The 16200-nt window shown below is 64.2% G+C and carries 12 protein-coding genes; 4 read left to right on the plus strand and 8 right to left on the minus strand.

The genetic code is table 11. From position 1 onward, the window contains the following. Positions 1-172: 172 nt before the first annotated feature. Positions 173-2509 carry a M28 family metallopeptidase gene (locus U0004_RS16710; RefSeq protein ID WP_070259380.1) on the plus strand — a complete coding sequence of 779 codons (2337 nt, stop codon included), beginning with the start codon at positions 173-175 and terminating at the stop codon, positions 2507-2509. A gap of 15 nt (positions 2510-2524) precedes the next feature. Here the strand turns inward: U0004_RS16710 and U0004_RS16715 are convergent, their stop codons facing one another. Together U0004_RS16715 and U0004_RS16720 are read right to left on the minus strand one after the other, a co-directional pair. Next, positions 2525-2779 (minus strand): nucleotidyltransferase family protein, encoded by a 255-nt coding sequence (locus tag U0004_RS16715; RefSeq protein WP_034785932.1) that lies wholly within the window; start codon positions 2777-2779, stop codon positions 2525-2527. A 21-nt stretch (positions 2780-2800) separates the two neighbouring features. Then, positions 2801-3586 (minus strand): DNA/RNA non-specific endonuclease, encoded by a 786-nt coding sequence (locus U0004_RS16720; RefSeq protein WP_034755976.1) that lies wholly within the window; start codon positions 3584-3586, stop codon positions 2801-2803. A 214-nt stretch (positions 3587-3800) separates the two neighbouring features. Between U0004_RS16720 and U0004_RS16725 the strand changes: the two genes are divergently transcribed. Continuing rightward, positions 3801-4328 (plus strand): SRPBCC family protein, encoded by a 528-nt coding sequence (locus tag U0004_RS16725; protein ID WP_034785934.1) that lies wholly within the window; start codon positions 3801-3803, stop codon positions 4326-4328. An 80-nt stretch (positions 4329-4408) separates the two neighbouring features. Here U0004_RS16725 and U0004_RS16730 read toward each other — a convergent pair whose 3' ends face one another. The 6 genes from U0004_RS16730 to U0004_RS16755 form a co-directional block, all read right to left on the minus strand. After that, complete coding sequence (locus U0004_RS16730; protein WP_052140444.1) at positions 4409-5422, minus strand: response regulator; 1014 nt, start codon at positions 5420-5422, stop codon at positions 4409-4411. Then, on the minus strand, positions 5415-6512 hold the full coding sequence (locus U0004_RS16735; RefSeq protein WP_034785936.1) for a hybrid sensor histidine kinase/response regulator: 1098 nt from the start codon (positions 6510-6512) through the stop codon (positions 5415-5417). The genes U0004_RS16730 and U0004_RS16735 overlap by 8 nt, the downstream gene beginning before the upstream one ends. A 1-nt stretch (position 6513) precedes the next feature. After that, positions 6514-7857 (minus strand): sensor histidine kinase, encoded by a 1344-nt coding sequence (locus U0004_RS16740; RefSeq protein ID WP_034785939.1) that lies wholly within the window; start codon positions 7855-7857, stop codon positions 6514-6516. Next, positions 7857-9251: a class I SAM-dependent methyltransferase gene (locus tag U0004_RS16745; protein WP_070259378.1), complete on the minus strand. Its 1395-nt coding sequence runs from the start codon at positions 9249-9251 to the stop codon at positions 7857-7859. The genes U0004_RS16740 and U0004_RS16745 overlap by 1 nt, the downstream gene beginning before the upstream one ends. Positions 9252-9515: 264 nt before the next feature. Further along, complete coding sequence (locus U0004_RS16750; protein ID WP_034785941.1) at positions 9516-10541, minus strand: AraC family transcriptional regulator; 1026 nt, start codon at positions 10539-10541, stop codon at positions 9516-9518. Beyond that, entirely contained in the window at positions 10541-11443 is a 903-nt protein-coding gene (locus tag U0004_RS16755; RefSeq protein WP_070259375.1) for a GGDEF domain-containing protein, read from the minus strand. The genes U0004_RS16750 and U0004_RS16755 overlap by 1 nt, the downstream gene beginning before the upstream one ends. A 306-nt stretch (positions 11444-11749) precedes the next feature. Between U0004_RS16755 and U0004_RS16760 the strand changes: the two genes are divergently transcribed. Together U0004_RS16760 and U0004_RS16765 are read left to right on the plus strand one after the other, a co-directional pair. Further along, positions 11750-14287: a TonB-dependent receptor gene (locus U0004_RS16760; RefSeq protein WP_081345849.1), complete on the plus strand. Its 2538-nt coding sequence runs from the start codon at positions 11750-11752 to the stop codon at positions 14285-14287. Continuing rightward, positions 14287-16164, plus strand: coding sequence for a phytase (locus U0004_RS16765; RefSeq protein WP_231958280.1), 1878 nt, complete (start codon positions 14287-14289; stop codon positions 16162-16164). Before U0004_RS16760 ends, U0004_RS16765 begins: the two co-directional genes overlap by 1 nt. Positions 16165-16200: the final 36 nt, after the last annotated feature.

Genomic DNA, 16200 nt, shown 5'->3' on the forward strand with positions numbered 1-16200 from the left:
CAAGCTCGTCCGGCAAGCTGCATTGGACGAGGTTGATCTGGCATTCGGCGCGGCCAAACCCGCCTTCAAGCCTTAAATCCCGGCCTTGGTCGCAAAGTAGCATCTTGGCAATCGGCTTATCCGCATACTGTTTTTCGACTCTTCCCGAGTGAAAACCATGACAAGGATAGCCATGTACCTGCCCCATCCCCACCTTTACGCCACGTGCATCCTCGCCGCTGCCGCCCTGCCGGGCGCCCTGTACGCGCAGGCGCCGGCCCTCTCCGGACAGTGGCAATTCCAGACGGCGACAGGCACGACCACGACAAATGGCGTCGAGGTCGACCTGATCGACACGGGCATCCTCGACATTACCGAAGAGCAAGCCGGCTGGCGCGCGACGATCGCGTGGCTCGACGAACGGGGCCAGCTCACGCCGCCGCGCACGGTCAAGGGTACGCCAGGCCCCGCCGGCACCATTTTCAGGCACGGCGGCAAGCGCGTCAGCACGGGGCGCAACGGCCAGGACATCAGTACCGAGGTGACGATCCGCTGGACCTTGCAAGCCAAGGGCGACGTGCTGAGCGGCGAACGCCTGGTCGAAACCGATGAGAACGAACCCAAGCCCGTGAGCGGCACGCGGCTGAAGGAACGCTATGTGCCGCCGGCACTGCCGGCCGCGCCGCCAGTGGCAAGCGGCGCCGCGCGCGGCCCTTCCACGCCGCCCGAACGCGCGCGCGTGGTGCAGATGGCGCAAGAGGCGCAGCGCGATCCCCTGGCCGTGCAACAGCGCGACGGCACCTGGCTGGGCGCATGGATCGAGGCGATTCCCGACTTCACCTTACCGGCCAGTGCGCTGGAAAGCTGGCTGTCCATCGCCAGCCAGGCCGCCATCCGCGAGGCGACAGTCTTTCAATACCTGGCCAGCGCGATGGCTTTCCAGATCGAACACCCGGACCAGGCCGGGCAGCAAAGCGCCAGCGACCTGGCGGGGATGCAAGGCGTGCTGTGCGCCTACGAAACCCTGCTGCGACAGGATAAGCTGCACCGTTCCGCCAAGCTGGACGCGGCGCTGGCGGCGCGCCGGCAAGACAGGCTGCCCGCCTTCCTCGCCACGCTGTCCGGCAGGGATGCTGGCATTGAAGCGACGACATCGCCATCCAGCGACGCCACGGCGCGCCGGATTGTGGCGCTGGGCACCAGCGAACCGCGCGCAATGGACTGGCTCGACATCCTGAACAACCGCTTCGGCGGCCGCATGGCCGGCAGCGATGCCTACACGCATGCGGCACAATGGGCGCGCATGCAGCTGCAGCAATGGGGTGTGCAAGCCGAGCTGGAAGAAGCGGGCCAGATGCCCGTCGGCTTCAACCGCGGTCCCTGGTCGGGCAAGATGCTGGCGCCCCGGGAGCAGCCCCTGCGCCTGGCGACGCCCGCCTATACGGCCGGCACCCGTGGCGTGCAGCAAGGCCTGGCAATCGTGGGGCCGGCCACCCTGGAAGAGGCGCTGGAGCGCGCCGCGCAATTCAAGGGAAAATGGGTGCTGACCGGCGGCGAAAACAGCGGTGGCGGGCGCGATGGCAAGACCGTCCACCAGCCCAGGGCCATCACCCGGGTGCTGATGCAGGCCGGCGCCCTCGGCACCATCCAGTCCGGCGAAGAACCGCTGTATGCCGCCAGCGCCGCGCCCGCCACCTGGGCGGCCCTGCCGACCTTGCCAGACATCAAGCTGGCCGCGCCACAATATGCCGACATCCGCCAGCGCGTGGCGCGCGGTGAAGCCGTGACCCTGGAGTTTGACATCCGCAACTGGTTCTATCCGGGGCCGGTGGCGTATCACAACGTCGTCGCCCGCATTCCGGGCACGGAAAAGCCGGAGGAAATCGTGCTGATCGGCGCCCACCTCGACAGCTACGATGGCGGCACGGGCGCGGCCGACAATGGCGGCGGCGTGGCCACCATGCTGGAGGCGATGCGCCTGCTGGCCAAGTCCGATGCCAGGCCGCGCCGCACCATCATGCTGGCGGCCTTCGGCGCGGAGGAAATCGGCCGCAAGGGTTCGTTCGCATTCGCCGAGCGGCATGCGGGGGAATTGCACAATATCGTCATGATGCTGAACCGCGACGGCCGGCCTGGCGCCATCGACGGCATTGCGATTCCTTCGGCCTGGAAACCCGTGTTTGGCCGGGTTGAACAGGCCCTGCAAGACATCCACCCCGTGTTCGGCTTCGCCACGACCATCAACGACGTGCCGCGCGATGCCGGCAAGGCGATGAATGCGCGCGCCGGCAGCGATGACGCCGTCTTCAGCCTGCATGGCGTGCCGACGCCGAAGTTTACCGTGCTCGGCGATTTCGACTATGCGCGCGTGCATCACACGGTGCTCGATACCTACGACAGCGTGCGGCCTTTCAGCGCAGCGCAGCAATACTCGGCCATCGCCATCGCCTTGAGCGCGTATGAAGTGGCGAATGCGCCGGAGGAGCTCAGTCGGAAGGGCTACTATCGCGCCGTCAAGGCGGCACCATAATCTTTCCCGCCAGCGTCACTCGAAGGGATTGGCTACCGACGTCACTTCGGGCGGCGGCAGCTGGTCGGGCAGTTCCTGCTTTTCCAGCTGCGCCACCACGTCGCCCAGCAGTTTTTGTAACTGTTTCGCCAGGGCCAGGCCCGGCTTGTCCAGGGTCAGGTCGATGTCGCCGCTGATGCTGATGCGGTCGATGCGGTTTTCGATAGTCAGGCTGCCAATGTCCAGCACATCGCTTTCATTGGCATATGGGACGAATTTCTTTGCGCACATGGGATTTCCTTTTTGACGGTCTTATTTCTTGGACTTGCTCTTTACCTTGGGCAAACTCAGCATGCGCAACTTTTGCTGGCGCGTCAGCGACGGTAACAGATCGATGCCTATCCTGTCTTCCAGTTGCGCAATGCTCAACACTTCATACGTCTTGGTATCGACGTTTTCAATGAAGTAGGCGGCACCGGCGCGCTGGCGCGGGCTGTAGACGGCCTTGTACAGATGGCTGGGCACAATGACTCTTCCCACCTTGCGCAGGTTGCCGCCAATAAAAGCCGGGCCCGTGATCACGTACAGGTCGCCTTCCTTCTTCGCCATCTTGCGCACGGCGCCCTCGATGCCGGCCCACACATAGCGGTTGTTGCGCGAGTCTTGCGGCACCATGTTGGCCAGGGTGAAGCTGTCGCGCTGGCTCTGGCGGTCCGGCATGTCGCCGTTGGGCGCCATGTGGCCACGGTCGAAGCCGCTGCGCGCATAATCGGCCAGTTCCGCGCGCTGGGCGGCGGGCAGCTTGCGTTCGGCATGAAAAGAGTTTTCGCGCGACAAATCCTGTGCCGCTTCCAGGTTGTTCGCCGTCAAGTGTTCAGCCGACCACAGCGGCGTGCGCGTGATACCCGAGTGCATCACGCCAAACACGTTGTAGCACAGCTCCTTGGTGGCCACGTCCAGCTTGGGGTTGGTGATTTCCGGCTTGCGGCCATCGACGTAATGGGCAGGACAGGCATCGGCATGCGCCAGGTTCGCGGCAAAGGCGGAAGCCAGCAGGCCGCACGCCAGGGTCAGCCTGGCGATCGATCGTTGAATCATATTTCCCTCTGAAATCTTGCAGGCCAGCATTCTAGCGGACGCCGGCCCTCAGCACCAAGCTGCACAAACCTGGCGTGCGCGGCGAAAAACGGGCGTACAGGCGGTCCTGCGCAGAGCTGGCGCAAATAAAGGCCAACAGGCCGCGCACAGCCATTCATATCTGCTAAGATTGCCTTGATTTGTTCGCATCGACCATTCAAGATTTGGAGAGCATATGATCAAAAAAACCCTGCTGCTGATCGTTGTCGTCGTCGCCGCCATCCTCGGCTATGCCACCACCAAGCCCGACACCTTCAGTGTCCAGCGCGAAATCACCATCAAGGCCCCGCCCGAGAAAATCGCCGCCCTGATCACGGACTTCCACTACTGGGCCGCCTGGTCGCCGTGGGAAAAGCTCGATCCGGCCATGCGCCGCACGTTTACGGGGCCGGCCAATGGCCTGGGCGCGCAATATGCGTGGACGGGAAATGACAAGGTGGGTGCCGGCCGCATGGAAATCACGGAAGCGGCCCAGCCCGAACGCACCGTCATCAAGCTGGACTTCCTCAAGCCGTTTGAAAGCCATAACACCACCACCTTTACCATGGCGCCCGAAGGCGATGGCACCAAGGTGAACTGGACCATGACGGGCCCCAGCCCTTACGTGAGCAAGGTCATGACGGTGTTCGTCAGCATGGATACCATGATAGGCAAGGATTTTGAAAAAGGCTTGAACAACCTGAAGGCGGCGGCGGAACGCTAAGCCCGCTCACCGCCACCAGACACAGGGCCCGCGCGGCCCTGTTTTAGTTGGCGCCGCCCCTTGCGGGGGGCATGCTTAGCTCAGAACTGCTCGATCCAGGCCGCCAGGTGGTCTGGCGTGAGCGCCGGTTCAGCCTGCACCACCTTGCCTTGCAAGCCTTGCTCCGTCTTGCTGAGCTGCAAGGACCAGCCGCGCCGCGCCAGCCACAGCAAGCTGGCCAGCCAGAATGAGTGGATGGGCGAGACGGGCGTGGTGGTCGGCGTTTCCAGGAATTCCGTCAGCAGCCGGCCATCGAGAAACAGCGCCGTGCCGCCCTGGTTTTGCAGCGCCGCGCCAAACACGGGCAGCAGCATGTCGATCGTCTGTTCCACGCCGCGCCCCGGATAGTCGCGTTCGAGCGTGTCGAGCTGCTGGCGCACGGCGGCGGCAAAGGCCGTACCGCGGAAGGCTTCCGAGCTGACCAGGTCGGCATAATCCATCAGCAGCCAGTCCGGCTCGGGCGGCGTGACGCCGGCCGTCAGGGCAGCCGACAAATACGCTTCCACGGGCAACTGCTGCTCCGGACCAGCGAGGCTGGCGCACAGGGCGTAGAGGGTGCCGATGCGGTTGGCGACGGCTTGCCGCTGGCGCACCATCAGCTTTTCGCGCAGCAACTGGGCGTGCTCGTTGCGCAAGCGCGCCAGTTCCAGCGCCTGCTTGAGTTCCATGCGCAGGGCCGCGATATCCCACGGCTTCTGGATGTAGCGGTGGATCTGCCCCTGGTTGACGGCTTCCACCGTGTGCTCCAGTTCGGAATACGCGGTGGTCAAAATGCGCACGATGTGCGGATGGCGGTCCCAGGCATATGACAACAGCTCGTTGCCATAAGCGCCGGGCATGCGCTGATCCGACACCAGCACGGCGATGCGGTCGGCCTGCTCGTCGAGGATGCGCTTGCCCTCCTCGACCGAGGTGGCCGTCAGCACCACGGCCAGCGGTGCGATAGCGCGCTGGAAATATTTGAGGGCGTTGGCCTCGTCATCGACATAGAGTATCGTCGGCAAGCCTTGCGCCGGCTCACGCTGAGCCGGTAAACGCAGATTGGCGTCAATCATGCTCGTTCCTTATATGTACTGGAAAATTCAGGGTTACCGTGGTGGAAGTGCCAAACTCGGTGGCGATATCGAGGTTGCCGCCGAACGACTGCATCATGCGGTGACAAAACACCATGCCCCAGCCCTTGCCTTCGCCGCCGCCGGCACTGACGGGGTCGATCAACAGCTGTTCGACGATCTCGGGGGCAATGCCGGCGCCATTGTCGCGCACCATGATGCGGCCGGCGTCGATGCGGATGCCGATCGCCGGATGGGCTTGCTCGCCGGCCGAGCGCAAGGCATTCGCCAGCACGGACGATAAAATCAGCGCAACGCAATTGGGCGACTCGGCAATGGAGAAATCGTCGCCCACTTCAACCGTGATGGCGGCGCGCTGGGCCGTGCTCAAGGGATAGCTGTCGAGCAAGGCGGCCAGCAGCTGGCGCGCGCTGCCGGCGCGGCGTCCGCCCTGCATGCCCGGCCCTGCACTGGCCAGGCGCACCGTGTCGATAAAGCTGGCCAGGACGGACAGGCAATAACGCGCATTGTCGTGCATCAAGGCGGCCGCTTCGCCGATCTCGGCCTGCGGGGCGGCGTCCGCCTGCGCGCGCCGCGCGATGCCGCGCGCAAAATTGGCGATGGCCGCCAGCGGCGTGTTCAATTCATGCGCGAGGAAAGCCAGCGATTCTTCCATCGCCACCAGGCCCTGGCGGCGCGCGGCGCGCTCGCGTCCCGTCTGCACGGCCAGTTGCAGCGCCGTTTGCATGGCGGGCAGGTCGAGCGGCTTTTCCAGAAGGCGGAACACCGCGCCGCCGTTGATCAGTTCGAGCAGCACGTCCTTGTCCGCATACGCGGTCACCAGCATGCAGACGATGTGCGGATAGCGCTGCGCCACTTCCTGCAGCAATTCGCTGCCCAGGCGATCCGGCATGCGGTAATCGGTGACGAGCACGTCGATCTGGCCGGCGTCGTCTTGCAGCAGAGCGAGCGCCGCATCGACGCTCTGCGCCGTCAGCACGCGGTAGCGTGGCCCGACGGCGCGCTCGAAATACTTGCAGGCGAGCGCTTCATCGTCCACGTACAGCACGCTGGCGCGGCTATCGTTATCCATGCTAGCGGCCCTCCCAATCGGAGCGCTGCAAGTCGAAATTCATGCTGGCCCACACGCCCAGCTCGCTTTCGGCGCTGAGGGTGCCGCCGTGGCGCTCGATCACGCCATAGCTGATGCTCAGCCCCAGGCCCAGGCCCTGCCCCACTTCGCGCGTGGTAAAGAACGGTTCGAACACGCGCGCCAGGTTTTCCGGCGCGATGCCGGGGCCGTTGTCGCGCACGCTGATGCGCAGGCGGTTCTCGTCCCAGTGGGCCGTGATGCGGATCTCGAACGGCGGCGCATTGCCCTTGCGCATGGACAGCACGGCATTGCCCAGCAAGTTGATCAGCACGCCCACGATGGCCGCCTCGTCGCCGCGCACCAGGGTGTCGACGGGCAAGTCGTGGCTGATGCTGACATTTTTCGTTTCATGCCCCACCAGGCGGATGGCCGCGTCGAGCGCGCTGCGGAACTGGAAATGCCCCGTTTCCAGCTGGTTGCCGCTCTTGCGGTAGGCAAAGGTCTTCAAGTCGGACACGATGTGCTGCACGCGCAGCATGCCCTGCTTGGCGTCGGCCAGGCATTCGCTGACCAGCGCGCTTTGCTGGGCGGCCGGGTCTTCGATGGCCACCTCGATGGCCATCATGCAGAAATTCACGGGGTTATTGACTTCATGCAGCATGCCGGCGGCCAGGGTGCCGATGGCGGCCATTTTCTCCTGCTGCAGCATCTGCCCCTTGATATCGGCCAGGCTCTTGTTGGTTTCTTCCAGCTGCGTGTTCTTTTGCGCCACTTCCGCCTTCAGCTGGAACAGCATGAAGCGGGCGCGCTCATTAAAATAGGTAAATACGGCGCTGATGCTGGCCGACATGATGAGGAACAGGCAGTTGACGACAAACGTGCCCGGCAAGTCGAAGCCGCCCGCATGCCAGGCGCAGGCGGCCACATACAGCAGGCAGGAGATGGCGCCGAAGACCATGTTTTGCCACAGGCCGAACGCCAGCACGATGCCCGACGAATAGATGGCCAGGGTCATGCCCACATAATAGATCGAGGTGGCGCCTTCCGTGACGGCGATCATCCAGGCGATCATGATTTGCGGCAGGATCAGCCAGACAAACGTCAGGCCCTGGATGCGGTCTTGCGCCCAGCGCGTGCGCATGGCCAGCACGACGCAAAAGATCAGCACGGACACGACGATGCGCGCGCTGGTAAACGCCGATTGCTTGTCCGGGTACAGGGCCGAATCGAGGCCCATGCCCAGCAGGATCAGCACGATGCCCGTGTACGCCCCGCCGCGGCTGAATTCCAGGCGGAAGTCGCGCAAAACGGCCGTGTAGCCGGCGTGCAGGCCTGGAGTATCCATCAAGGAATGCTCACTTCCGCGAACACATTCACGCCCGTGGCGTCGACATAGATCAGCGGATCCGTTGCATGTTCGGGCAGCAAGGCCGACAGGCCTTCTTCATTGCGATAGATCAAATGCCACTCCAGCAAATGCTCCATGCCGAACTTGCCCGGATTGTTCGCGTGCACATTGGTGACGAGCAAACGTCCGCCCGGCCCCACGCGCGAGGCGAAGTGCATCAGCAGGCGCGCACACACCTTGTCGGACAGGTAGTCGAACAGGCCGGCGCAATACACGGCGTCGAAACTGCCCGGCAAGCCCGTAATGCCCGAGCCATGGCGGCGCTTGAGCAGGTTATGCACGGAATCGTGCACATAGTCGATCTCGACCACGCGCCCCGTGCGCTGCATGATGGTGGTCAGGCGCGCGCGCGTCCAGTCCAGCGTCTCGCTGCTGAAGTCGACCAGCTCGAAGGCCAGCCACTGCGCATCGGGACAGGTTTCCAGGAAACGCTGCACTTCGATGGCCGGGCCGCAGCCCACGTTGAGCACCTTGTAGACGCGCCCGGCAACGCGGGCCGCGGCCGCCTTTTGCGCCAAAAATTCCGTCAGGATATCGATGCGGTTGCGGTGCGCCGTGGCGACAGCCGCCTGCAGGAAGGCCGCATTGACGATCTGAAAATAGGTGCTCGGGCCCTGGCGCGGATCGTCCAGCAGCTGGTTGACCATCTGGTAATCGCCCGCATAGCCGAGCGGTTTGGTAAACGTGCGGAAGACGAAGGGCGCGCGCAGGATCAACGGGTGCAGCGCCGCCTGGGCGAAGGCGCGGTGGGCCGGCGCCCGCTCTTCCTCGACGAGCGAGGCTTCCACCTCGAGCTGGCGCAGGTACAGCTGGGTCTGCTCCATCAAGGGCAAGGCCAGTTCATCGAAGATATCGGGGCGCAGCCGGCCGTTTTCCTTGGGCAGCGAGTCGGACAGGTCGACCTGCTCGACCCAGCGCGACACTTCCGACAAAAAGGCGCGCATTTCGTTGACGACGATCTGGTAATCGCGGCGGATGCGGAAGCGCTCGCCCCAGCCGGCGACAAAAGCGCTGGACTCTTTCAGTACGGCGCCCTTGACGACGACCACGTCGCTCAGCTCGCGCCACTCGTCGATCAGGGTCACGGAAACGATGGCGGTCAGGCCCGTGTTGACGCTGCTGATGACGACGGCCTTGCCCACGTAGGCGTTTTTCGCCCCCATGCGCACCGTCACGTCATTGAGCACCTCGCTGACCTGCACAATCGAGTATGGATTATAGATTTCCATGACCAGCGAATTGCGCTGCAAGTTGAAAATCGTGCCACGCACCGCCTCACCCTGGGTGTTGCGGAAACTGACGACTGGATCGATCTGCGATTGTGAATACACGATTGAGCATTATCAAGTTGCCCGGTTTCCGGCACACCACACGGGTGACGCCAGTTTCCAGGCTGGGTTAAGGCACGGCACACCGGTCGTCTGCCGCCGGCCCCGCCATCAAGATGACGGTATTGCGGCGTCGTTTGACGCCGTGCCGGAGCGCCTCAAAGCGCGTCTGTTCGCTCTCTGATCGAGTGTACTATGGATGTAGCAGAACGGGCAATTGTTCCCTCAGGAACGACTGTCCGTGGCGCTGGCGCGCAACGCTGGCGATCAACCAGCCACGAACAGTGCCAGCGCGTGACGCAATAGTTGCGGCGTTTGCCCCGTCCAGCGCTTGAACGAGCGGCGGAAGTTGGTGGCATCATGAAAGCCAAGGTAGGCGGCCACGGCATCGTTATCGTAGCCATGGGCCTGGAACAGGTAGATGGCCTTGTGCGCGCGCACCTGGTCCAGCTCGGCCTGGAAATGCGTGCCATGGCGCGCCAGGTGGCGTTTCAGGGTGGCGGGACTGACGCCGAATTCCTGCGCCGTGCGCTCCAGGGTCGGCGCGCAGCGGATATTGGCAAGCAGGTAATCGTACAGCGCGCCGAGCAGGCTCGCTGCCGGCACGGGCGCCAGGGCGGCCGCCCGCAAGGCCAGCGCGGCCGCCGTGGCATTGCCGCGCGGCCAGGGTTTGTCGAGCCAGCTGGAATCGATGAGCATGGCGTCGACCTGGCAATCGAAGCGCAGCGCCTGGCCCAGGTGCACCTCATGCTGCTCGACGTGGCGGGGCCGCGCGCGGTTGAAGCAGAAGCGCCACGGCAGGGACTGCCCGGCCAGCCAGCGGCACATGGCCGCCAGTGCCGTCATGTGCATTTCCACCAAAAAAGGCAGCTGGCTCGGCGCGCCGAATGCATCGACCCAATACAGCACATGCATGTCGCCCGCTTCGCGCAAGCGCGGCTGCAGCAGCGGACACAGCAAGGTATGAAAACCGCACAGGATGCCCAGCGCCTGGCGCAGATTCTGGGCCTGCAGCAAGGCATGGCTGGCGGCGCCGTAATGGCCGGGCAGCATTTGCTGGCCCAGCATGAAGCTGGTGTCGGCACTGTCCAGGCCGCGCGCCACGTTGGCCAGCAATTGCAGGTATTGCGCGGCGCTGACCTGGCTTTCCTCGGACGGCAGCGCGCCGCCATCGAGCCCCGTGCCCTTGAGCAGCGGGGCCACAGCCAGTTCCCGGCTGCGCGCGTAGTCGAGCACCAGCGCCGGCTGGTGATGGGCCGCGATGCTGGGGTCGCCTTGCTGGTTCAGTGGCATCAGGCAGGCGCGGCGGAACTGATTCCGGCACCGGAGCGCGGCGTTTCCACGGCCCGGCTCAGCTCGGCCAAGACCACTTCCGGCACGCCATCGGTCAGCGAGCAGGCATGCCGCAGGCTCAGGCGGATTTCGCGGTTATCGTTGGCGTGGTGGCGCATCTGCCCCACCATGGCGCACAGGTGGCGCGCCTTCACGGCCGCATCTTCGCGCGACACGCCCGGCATCAGCACGGCAAAGCGGTCGCCCGCATAGCGGCACAGCAAATCGTCATTGCGCAAGTTCAGCAGCAGCATGTGGCCCACGGCTTGCAGCACGCGGTCGCCTTCGCGGTGGCCGTATTCGCGGTTAATCAGGTGAAAGCTGTCGATATCGAGCAAGACCAGCGCGCAATCGAGGCCGGGCCGGCGCTCCTGCTCCAGGCGCATCTGCGTGCGCAGGTAGCTGGCGTCGGCCAGTTGCGTGATGCGGTCGAAGGCGCGGTGGTCGCGGAACAGGCGTTCGCGCTTTTGCAGGTGTTCATTTAACCGAAACTGTTCCTGGCGCCAGTAATACATGCCGATCGTCAGCACCAGCATGCCAAACGGAATCAAGGCTTCCAGCCAGTTATCCCACACGGCGCTCTTATCGACGGCAAAGAATTCATCGAGACAATCGGCCCAGGACCCCAGCATGATGGCGCACAGGCCGCCCGCGATCAAACTCGTCACCAGCCCGCGGGGACGGCTACTGAGGGTAAACAAGAACCAGATGCCCGCCATGACGGCCGTGCCGCCTTCGCAGACGATATCCATCCACTTCCAGATGGCAAACGGTTTAAGGTGCCCCAGTGTGGCATACAGGAACAAGAACAGGGGCAACGCGAGCGCGGCGGCAATCAGGCTGTTACGGTGCAACGGCAGCATGTGGGAAACCTTTAAAAGTGGTGCTGTCGCCACGATAGCGCCCGCCCATGACGGCACGATGACATGCCCTGCGCCCGTGCGGCAGGTGCAAACGGCTCATCATTAGTAGCGCAGCCGATGCAAATCCGGCAAGCCGCATCCCATGCGCCCCGCGCTGGCAGGTCATTTCAGCTCATGGCAGCGCCATTCCAGCCGGAAAGCGTTCGCATGCCGTTGTTTTCAGGGTGGCAAGCCCTTGCCTGTCACGCAACCGTCATATTTGCTGCCTAGAATCCGCCCGGTTCCTTCCCCCTAACCGAGCTCTTCATGAAAACCATGCACACATCGTTCCCCTCCCCGCTGCGCCTGACGGCCCTGGCCCTCGGCATCATGGCCGTCTTCAGCGGCCAAAGCCATGCGCAAGCGCAAGATGCGGACGGCCAGCCGGCCGCCACCGTGGTCGTCAGCGGCCAGCGCGCCAGCCTGCGCAACGCCATCGCCGCGCAAGAGAAAGCCGACAACATCATCAGCGTCATCAGCAGCGACGATATCGGCGGCTTGCCCGACAAAAACGCGGCCGAGGCGCTGGCCCGCGTGCCGGGCGTGTCCGTGCAGCGCGACCAGGGCGAAGGCCGCTACATCACGGTGCGCGGCCTGGGTCCTGACTTGAACGCCGTCACCATCAACGGCGCGCTGGTGCCGTCGCCGGAAGCGGGCCGCCGCGCCGTGGCGCTGGACATCCTGCCAGCCGGCCTGATCCGCACCTTGGAAGTATCGAAGACCTTGCTGCCGGAAATGGACGCCAACTCGCTGGGCGCCACCGTCGAGGTGAAATCGCTGTCCGCCTTCGACTTGCCGGGCAAGCTGCTGTCGGCCAACGTGGGCGCCAGCTACGATGAAAAGACGGGCAAGACCAGCCCCAGCGGCGGCGCCCTGTGGGCCCAGCGCTTCCTCGACGGCAAGCTGGGCGTAGCCGCCGGCCTGAGCGCGGAAAAGCGCTCGTTCGGCTCGGACGACGTGGAAACGGGCGGCGCCTGGAGCAAGGGTAAGTTGTCGGGCCTGGAATTGCGCGACTACCTGCCCGTGCGCAAGCGCGGCGCGCTGGCCGTCAACCTCGATTACCGTCCCGAAGCGGGCAACAGCTGGTTCCTGCGCTCCTTCGTCAGCGAGTTTTCCGACGATGAGGTGCGCGACCGCCTGACCATCAGCAATATCGCGGGCGGCAGCCTGGCCGAAGGCCAGACGGCCAGCGCGCGCGCCGAGCGCCGCATCCGCCAGCGCAAGTACACGCAGCAAGTGCGCTCCTTAGTCCTGGGCACGCAGCAAAAATCGGGCGACTGGACGCTGGACGTGAAAGGCGGCCTGAGCCGCGCCACGGAAGACACGCCGGAGTCGCTGAACGATGGCCGTTTCCGCGGCACCAGCAATTTCGCCGGCATCAGCTTCACGGACACGCAGGAACCGAAATTGAGCGGCCCCGCCTCGCTGTACGACCCGGCCAGCTACGCGCTCAACGCCATCACCCTGCAAAAGCGCTACTCGAAGGACAATGAGCACCACGCGCGCATCGACCTGGCGCGCAAGTTCGACACCGCCACCCTGAAGTTCGGCGCGAAAGTCAGCCGCCGCGAAAAATCCAATGACACGGATCAATGGGCGTACAACAGCAGCAAGGCTTCCAGCGGCAATTACTGGGGCGCAGGCTCGACTTCGATGAGCAACTTCGTGCAAGGCCATAATCTCGACTACGACCTGGGCAACATCGGCGTGGCGCTGGACCCAGCCCTGATACGCGCCCGCGTGGCGGGGCTGGACCGCGCCAAGGCGCGCCTGGCCACGGAATCCATCATCAACGACTATCGCATGCATGAAGACATCAACGCCATGTATGTGCAGAACAGCTATGACTTCGACGCCTGGCACATCCTCGGCGGCGTGCGCGCCGAGCGCACCAGTTTCGAGGCGGCCGGCTCGCAAGTGGACAGCGCCGGCGTCGCCACGGCCTTGACGCGCGAACGCTCGTACACCAACTGGCTGCCAAACCTGCAAACCCGTTATGACCTGGATCAAAAGACCAGCGTGCGGGCCGCCTGGACGCAAGCCGTCGTGCGCGCCAACTTCAGCCAGCTGGCGCCCGGCATCAGCCTGGCCAGCAACACGGAAGCCGTGATCGGCAACCCGGACTTGAAACCCTTGAAGGCAAACAACCTGGACCTCGGTATCGAGCGCGTGCTGGGCAACGACGGCGTGATGTCGGCCTACGGCTTCTACAAGGACATCAAGAATTTTACGTACACGACGAATCTGGCCGGCACGGGCCAGTGGGCAGGCTACACGACGGCCACCTCGTATGCGAACGGCGACGCGGCCAAGGTGAAAGGCATCGAACTGGCCTACATGCAGCCGCTGCGCATGCTGCCGGCGCCATTCAATAAATTCCTCGTCGGCGTCAACGGCACCCTGAGCACCTCGAGCGCGCAAATCGGCCGCTTCGACAAGGCCAGCAACAAGCAGCTGAACCGCGACATCCGCCTGCCGGGCCAGTCGAACCAGGTGATGAACTTGATGCTGGGCTATGAAACGGGCCCGGTCAGCGCCCGCCTGGCCCTCAACTACAAGTCGCCGTATCTGCTGGAAATGGGCGGCGACATCCTCGACCAAAGCCAGGACCATATCGTCGCCAGCCAGAAGCAGCTCGATTTCTCGCTGTCGTACCAGATCAATAAACAGTTCCAGCTGATGTTTGAGGCGGCCAACCTGAACAACGAGAAATACTATGTCTACCAGGGCACGAAGCAATACAACGTGCAGAACGAACAATATGGCCGCACCTTTAAAGTGAGCCTGAAAGCCAGCGCCTTCTGATGATGATCTCCAATAACATGAAAAAAACCGTACTCTGCAGCGCCTTGCTGGCTGCCTTCTGCCTCGCGGGCACGGCGCAAGCCGCGCCTGCCCAAGCCGTTCCCTCCTTCACGCAGGAAGCGGAAGAACTGGCGCGCCTGCCCGGCGGCGGCTGGCTGCTGCTCGACAAGCACGGCTTGCGCCTGTTCAACGCAGCCGGCCAGGAGCAGGACCGCATCGCCGTGCGCGCCAAGCAGCTCGACACGCGCAGCGATGGCGGCAAGGTGCTGGCCGTCTTCCTGGAAGCGGACACGCAGCGCCCCCTGCCCGTCTCCGTCGACGTGCAGGCCGGCAAGCTGAACCGCCTGGCGCCATTTCCCGTGCCCACATTTTCCGTGGAAGCATCGTGCCTGTACCGCGACGCCCAGCAGCTAGCCCATCTGTTCTTGATCGGCAAGGATGGGCAAGCGGAACAGTGGGTGATGCAGGGAGAACAGCGTCAGCTAGTACGCAAGCTGGCCTTGCCGCCCCATGCGAAACATTGCCGGGTCGACGATGGCGCCCAGCGCCTGCTGGTGAGCGAAGCCAACATGGGCGTCTGGGCGTATGACGCCGAGTCCGAAGGCATGGGCAAGCGCGAAGTGGTCGCCCTGCGCAAGCCGTACGGCCAGCTGGACGGCGGCGCCGGGGCGCTGGCCGTGCTGCCGGGCGGCGTGGCAGTACTCGACGGCAAGGCGGAAAAGCTGCACCTGTTCGCCCATCAGGGGAGTCAATGGACGGCCATGCCGCCGCAAGCCGTGGCCTTGAACGTGCGCAAGGGCGACAGCCAGCTGGCACTCAATGGAAATTCGTTGATGTTACGCGGCAAGAATGGTTGGCAGGCGCGGCCCTTGAAATGGGCTGGCCAGGCGGAAACACAGCCTGCCGTGGCCATCATCGCCCCGCAAGCGCAGACGGAACCGATGGCGCGCCAGGGCGACGCGGCCGACGATCCGGCCATCTGGCTGTCCAGCAACCCCGCCGACGCGCGCATCCTCGGCACCAACAAGAAACAGGGTTTATTGGTCTACGACCTGCAAGGCAAGCAGACCCAGCTGCTGGAAGTGGGTCGCCTGAACAACGTCGACGTGCGGCAGAACATCAGTCTTGGCGGCAGCAAGGTCGACCTGGCCGTGGCCACCCAGCGCGACGACAACAGCATGATGCTGTTCACCATCAATGCCGAAGGTGTCGTGGCGGAAGCGGGCCGTTTTCCTACCGGCCTGAAAAGCATCTACGGCATGTGTTTGTACCAGCCGGCCAGCGGCGGCGTGCAAGCGTTCATCAACGACAAGGACGGCACTTTCCAGCAATACAGCATCGGCTTGAATGGCAACAAGTTCAGCGCCACCCTCTTGCGCAGCTTCAAGGTCGCCACCCAACCGGAAGGCTGCGTGGCCGACGATGCCAACGCCCGCTTGTTCCTGGGCGAGGAAACGCGCGGCATCTGGACCACCTCGGCCGACGCCGCCAAGCCGGACGCCCTGGCCATGGTCTTGCCGGTGGGCGTGCACCTGACGGCCGACGTGGAAGGCATGGCCATCTACCGCCAGCCTGGCGCCAAGGCCAATACGGGCTACCTGATCGTCTCCAGCCAAGGCGACAGCAGCTACGTGGTGCTCGACGCGCAAGCGCCCTACAAGGTGCGCGGTCGCTTCAAAGTCGGCTTCAACCTGCCCGCCGGCATCGACGGCACCTCCGAAACGGACGGCCTCGACGTCACCTCCGCCAACCTGGGCGGCGCGTACGCGCAAGGCATGCTGGTGATCCAGGACGGCTACAAGCGCTTGCCGGACGGACCGCAGAACTTCAAGTATGTGGCGTGGGGGGATGTGGCGAAGGCCTTGAAGCTGGAATAATCAGGCGGGGCCGGCCCGGCCGGGGGAATGCGCCCT

The sequence above is a fragment of the Janthinobacterium lividum genome (assembly GCF_034424625.1).
GTDB classification, from domain to species: domain Bacteria; phylum Pseudomonadota; class Gammaproteobacteria; order Burkholderiales; family Burkholderiaceae_D; genus Janthinobacterium; species Janthinobacterium lividum.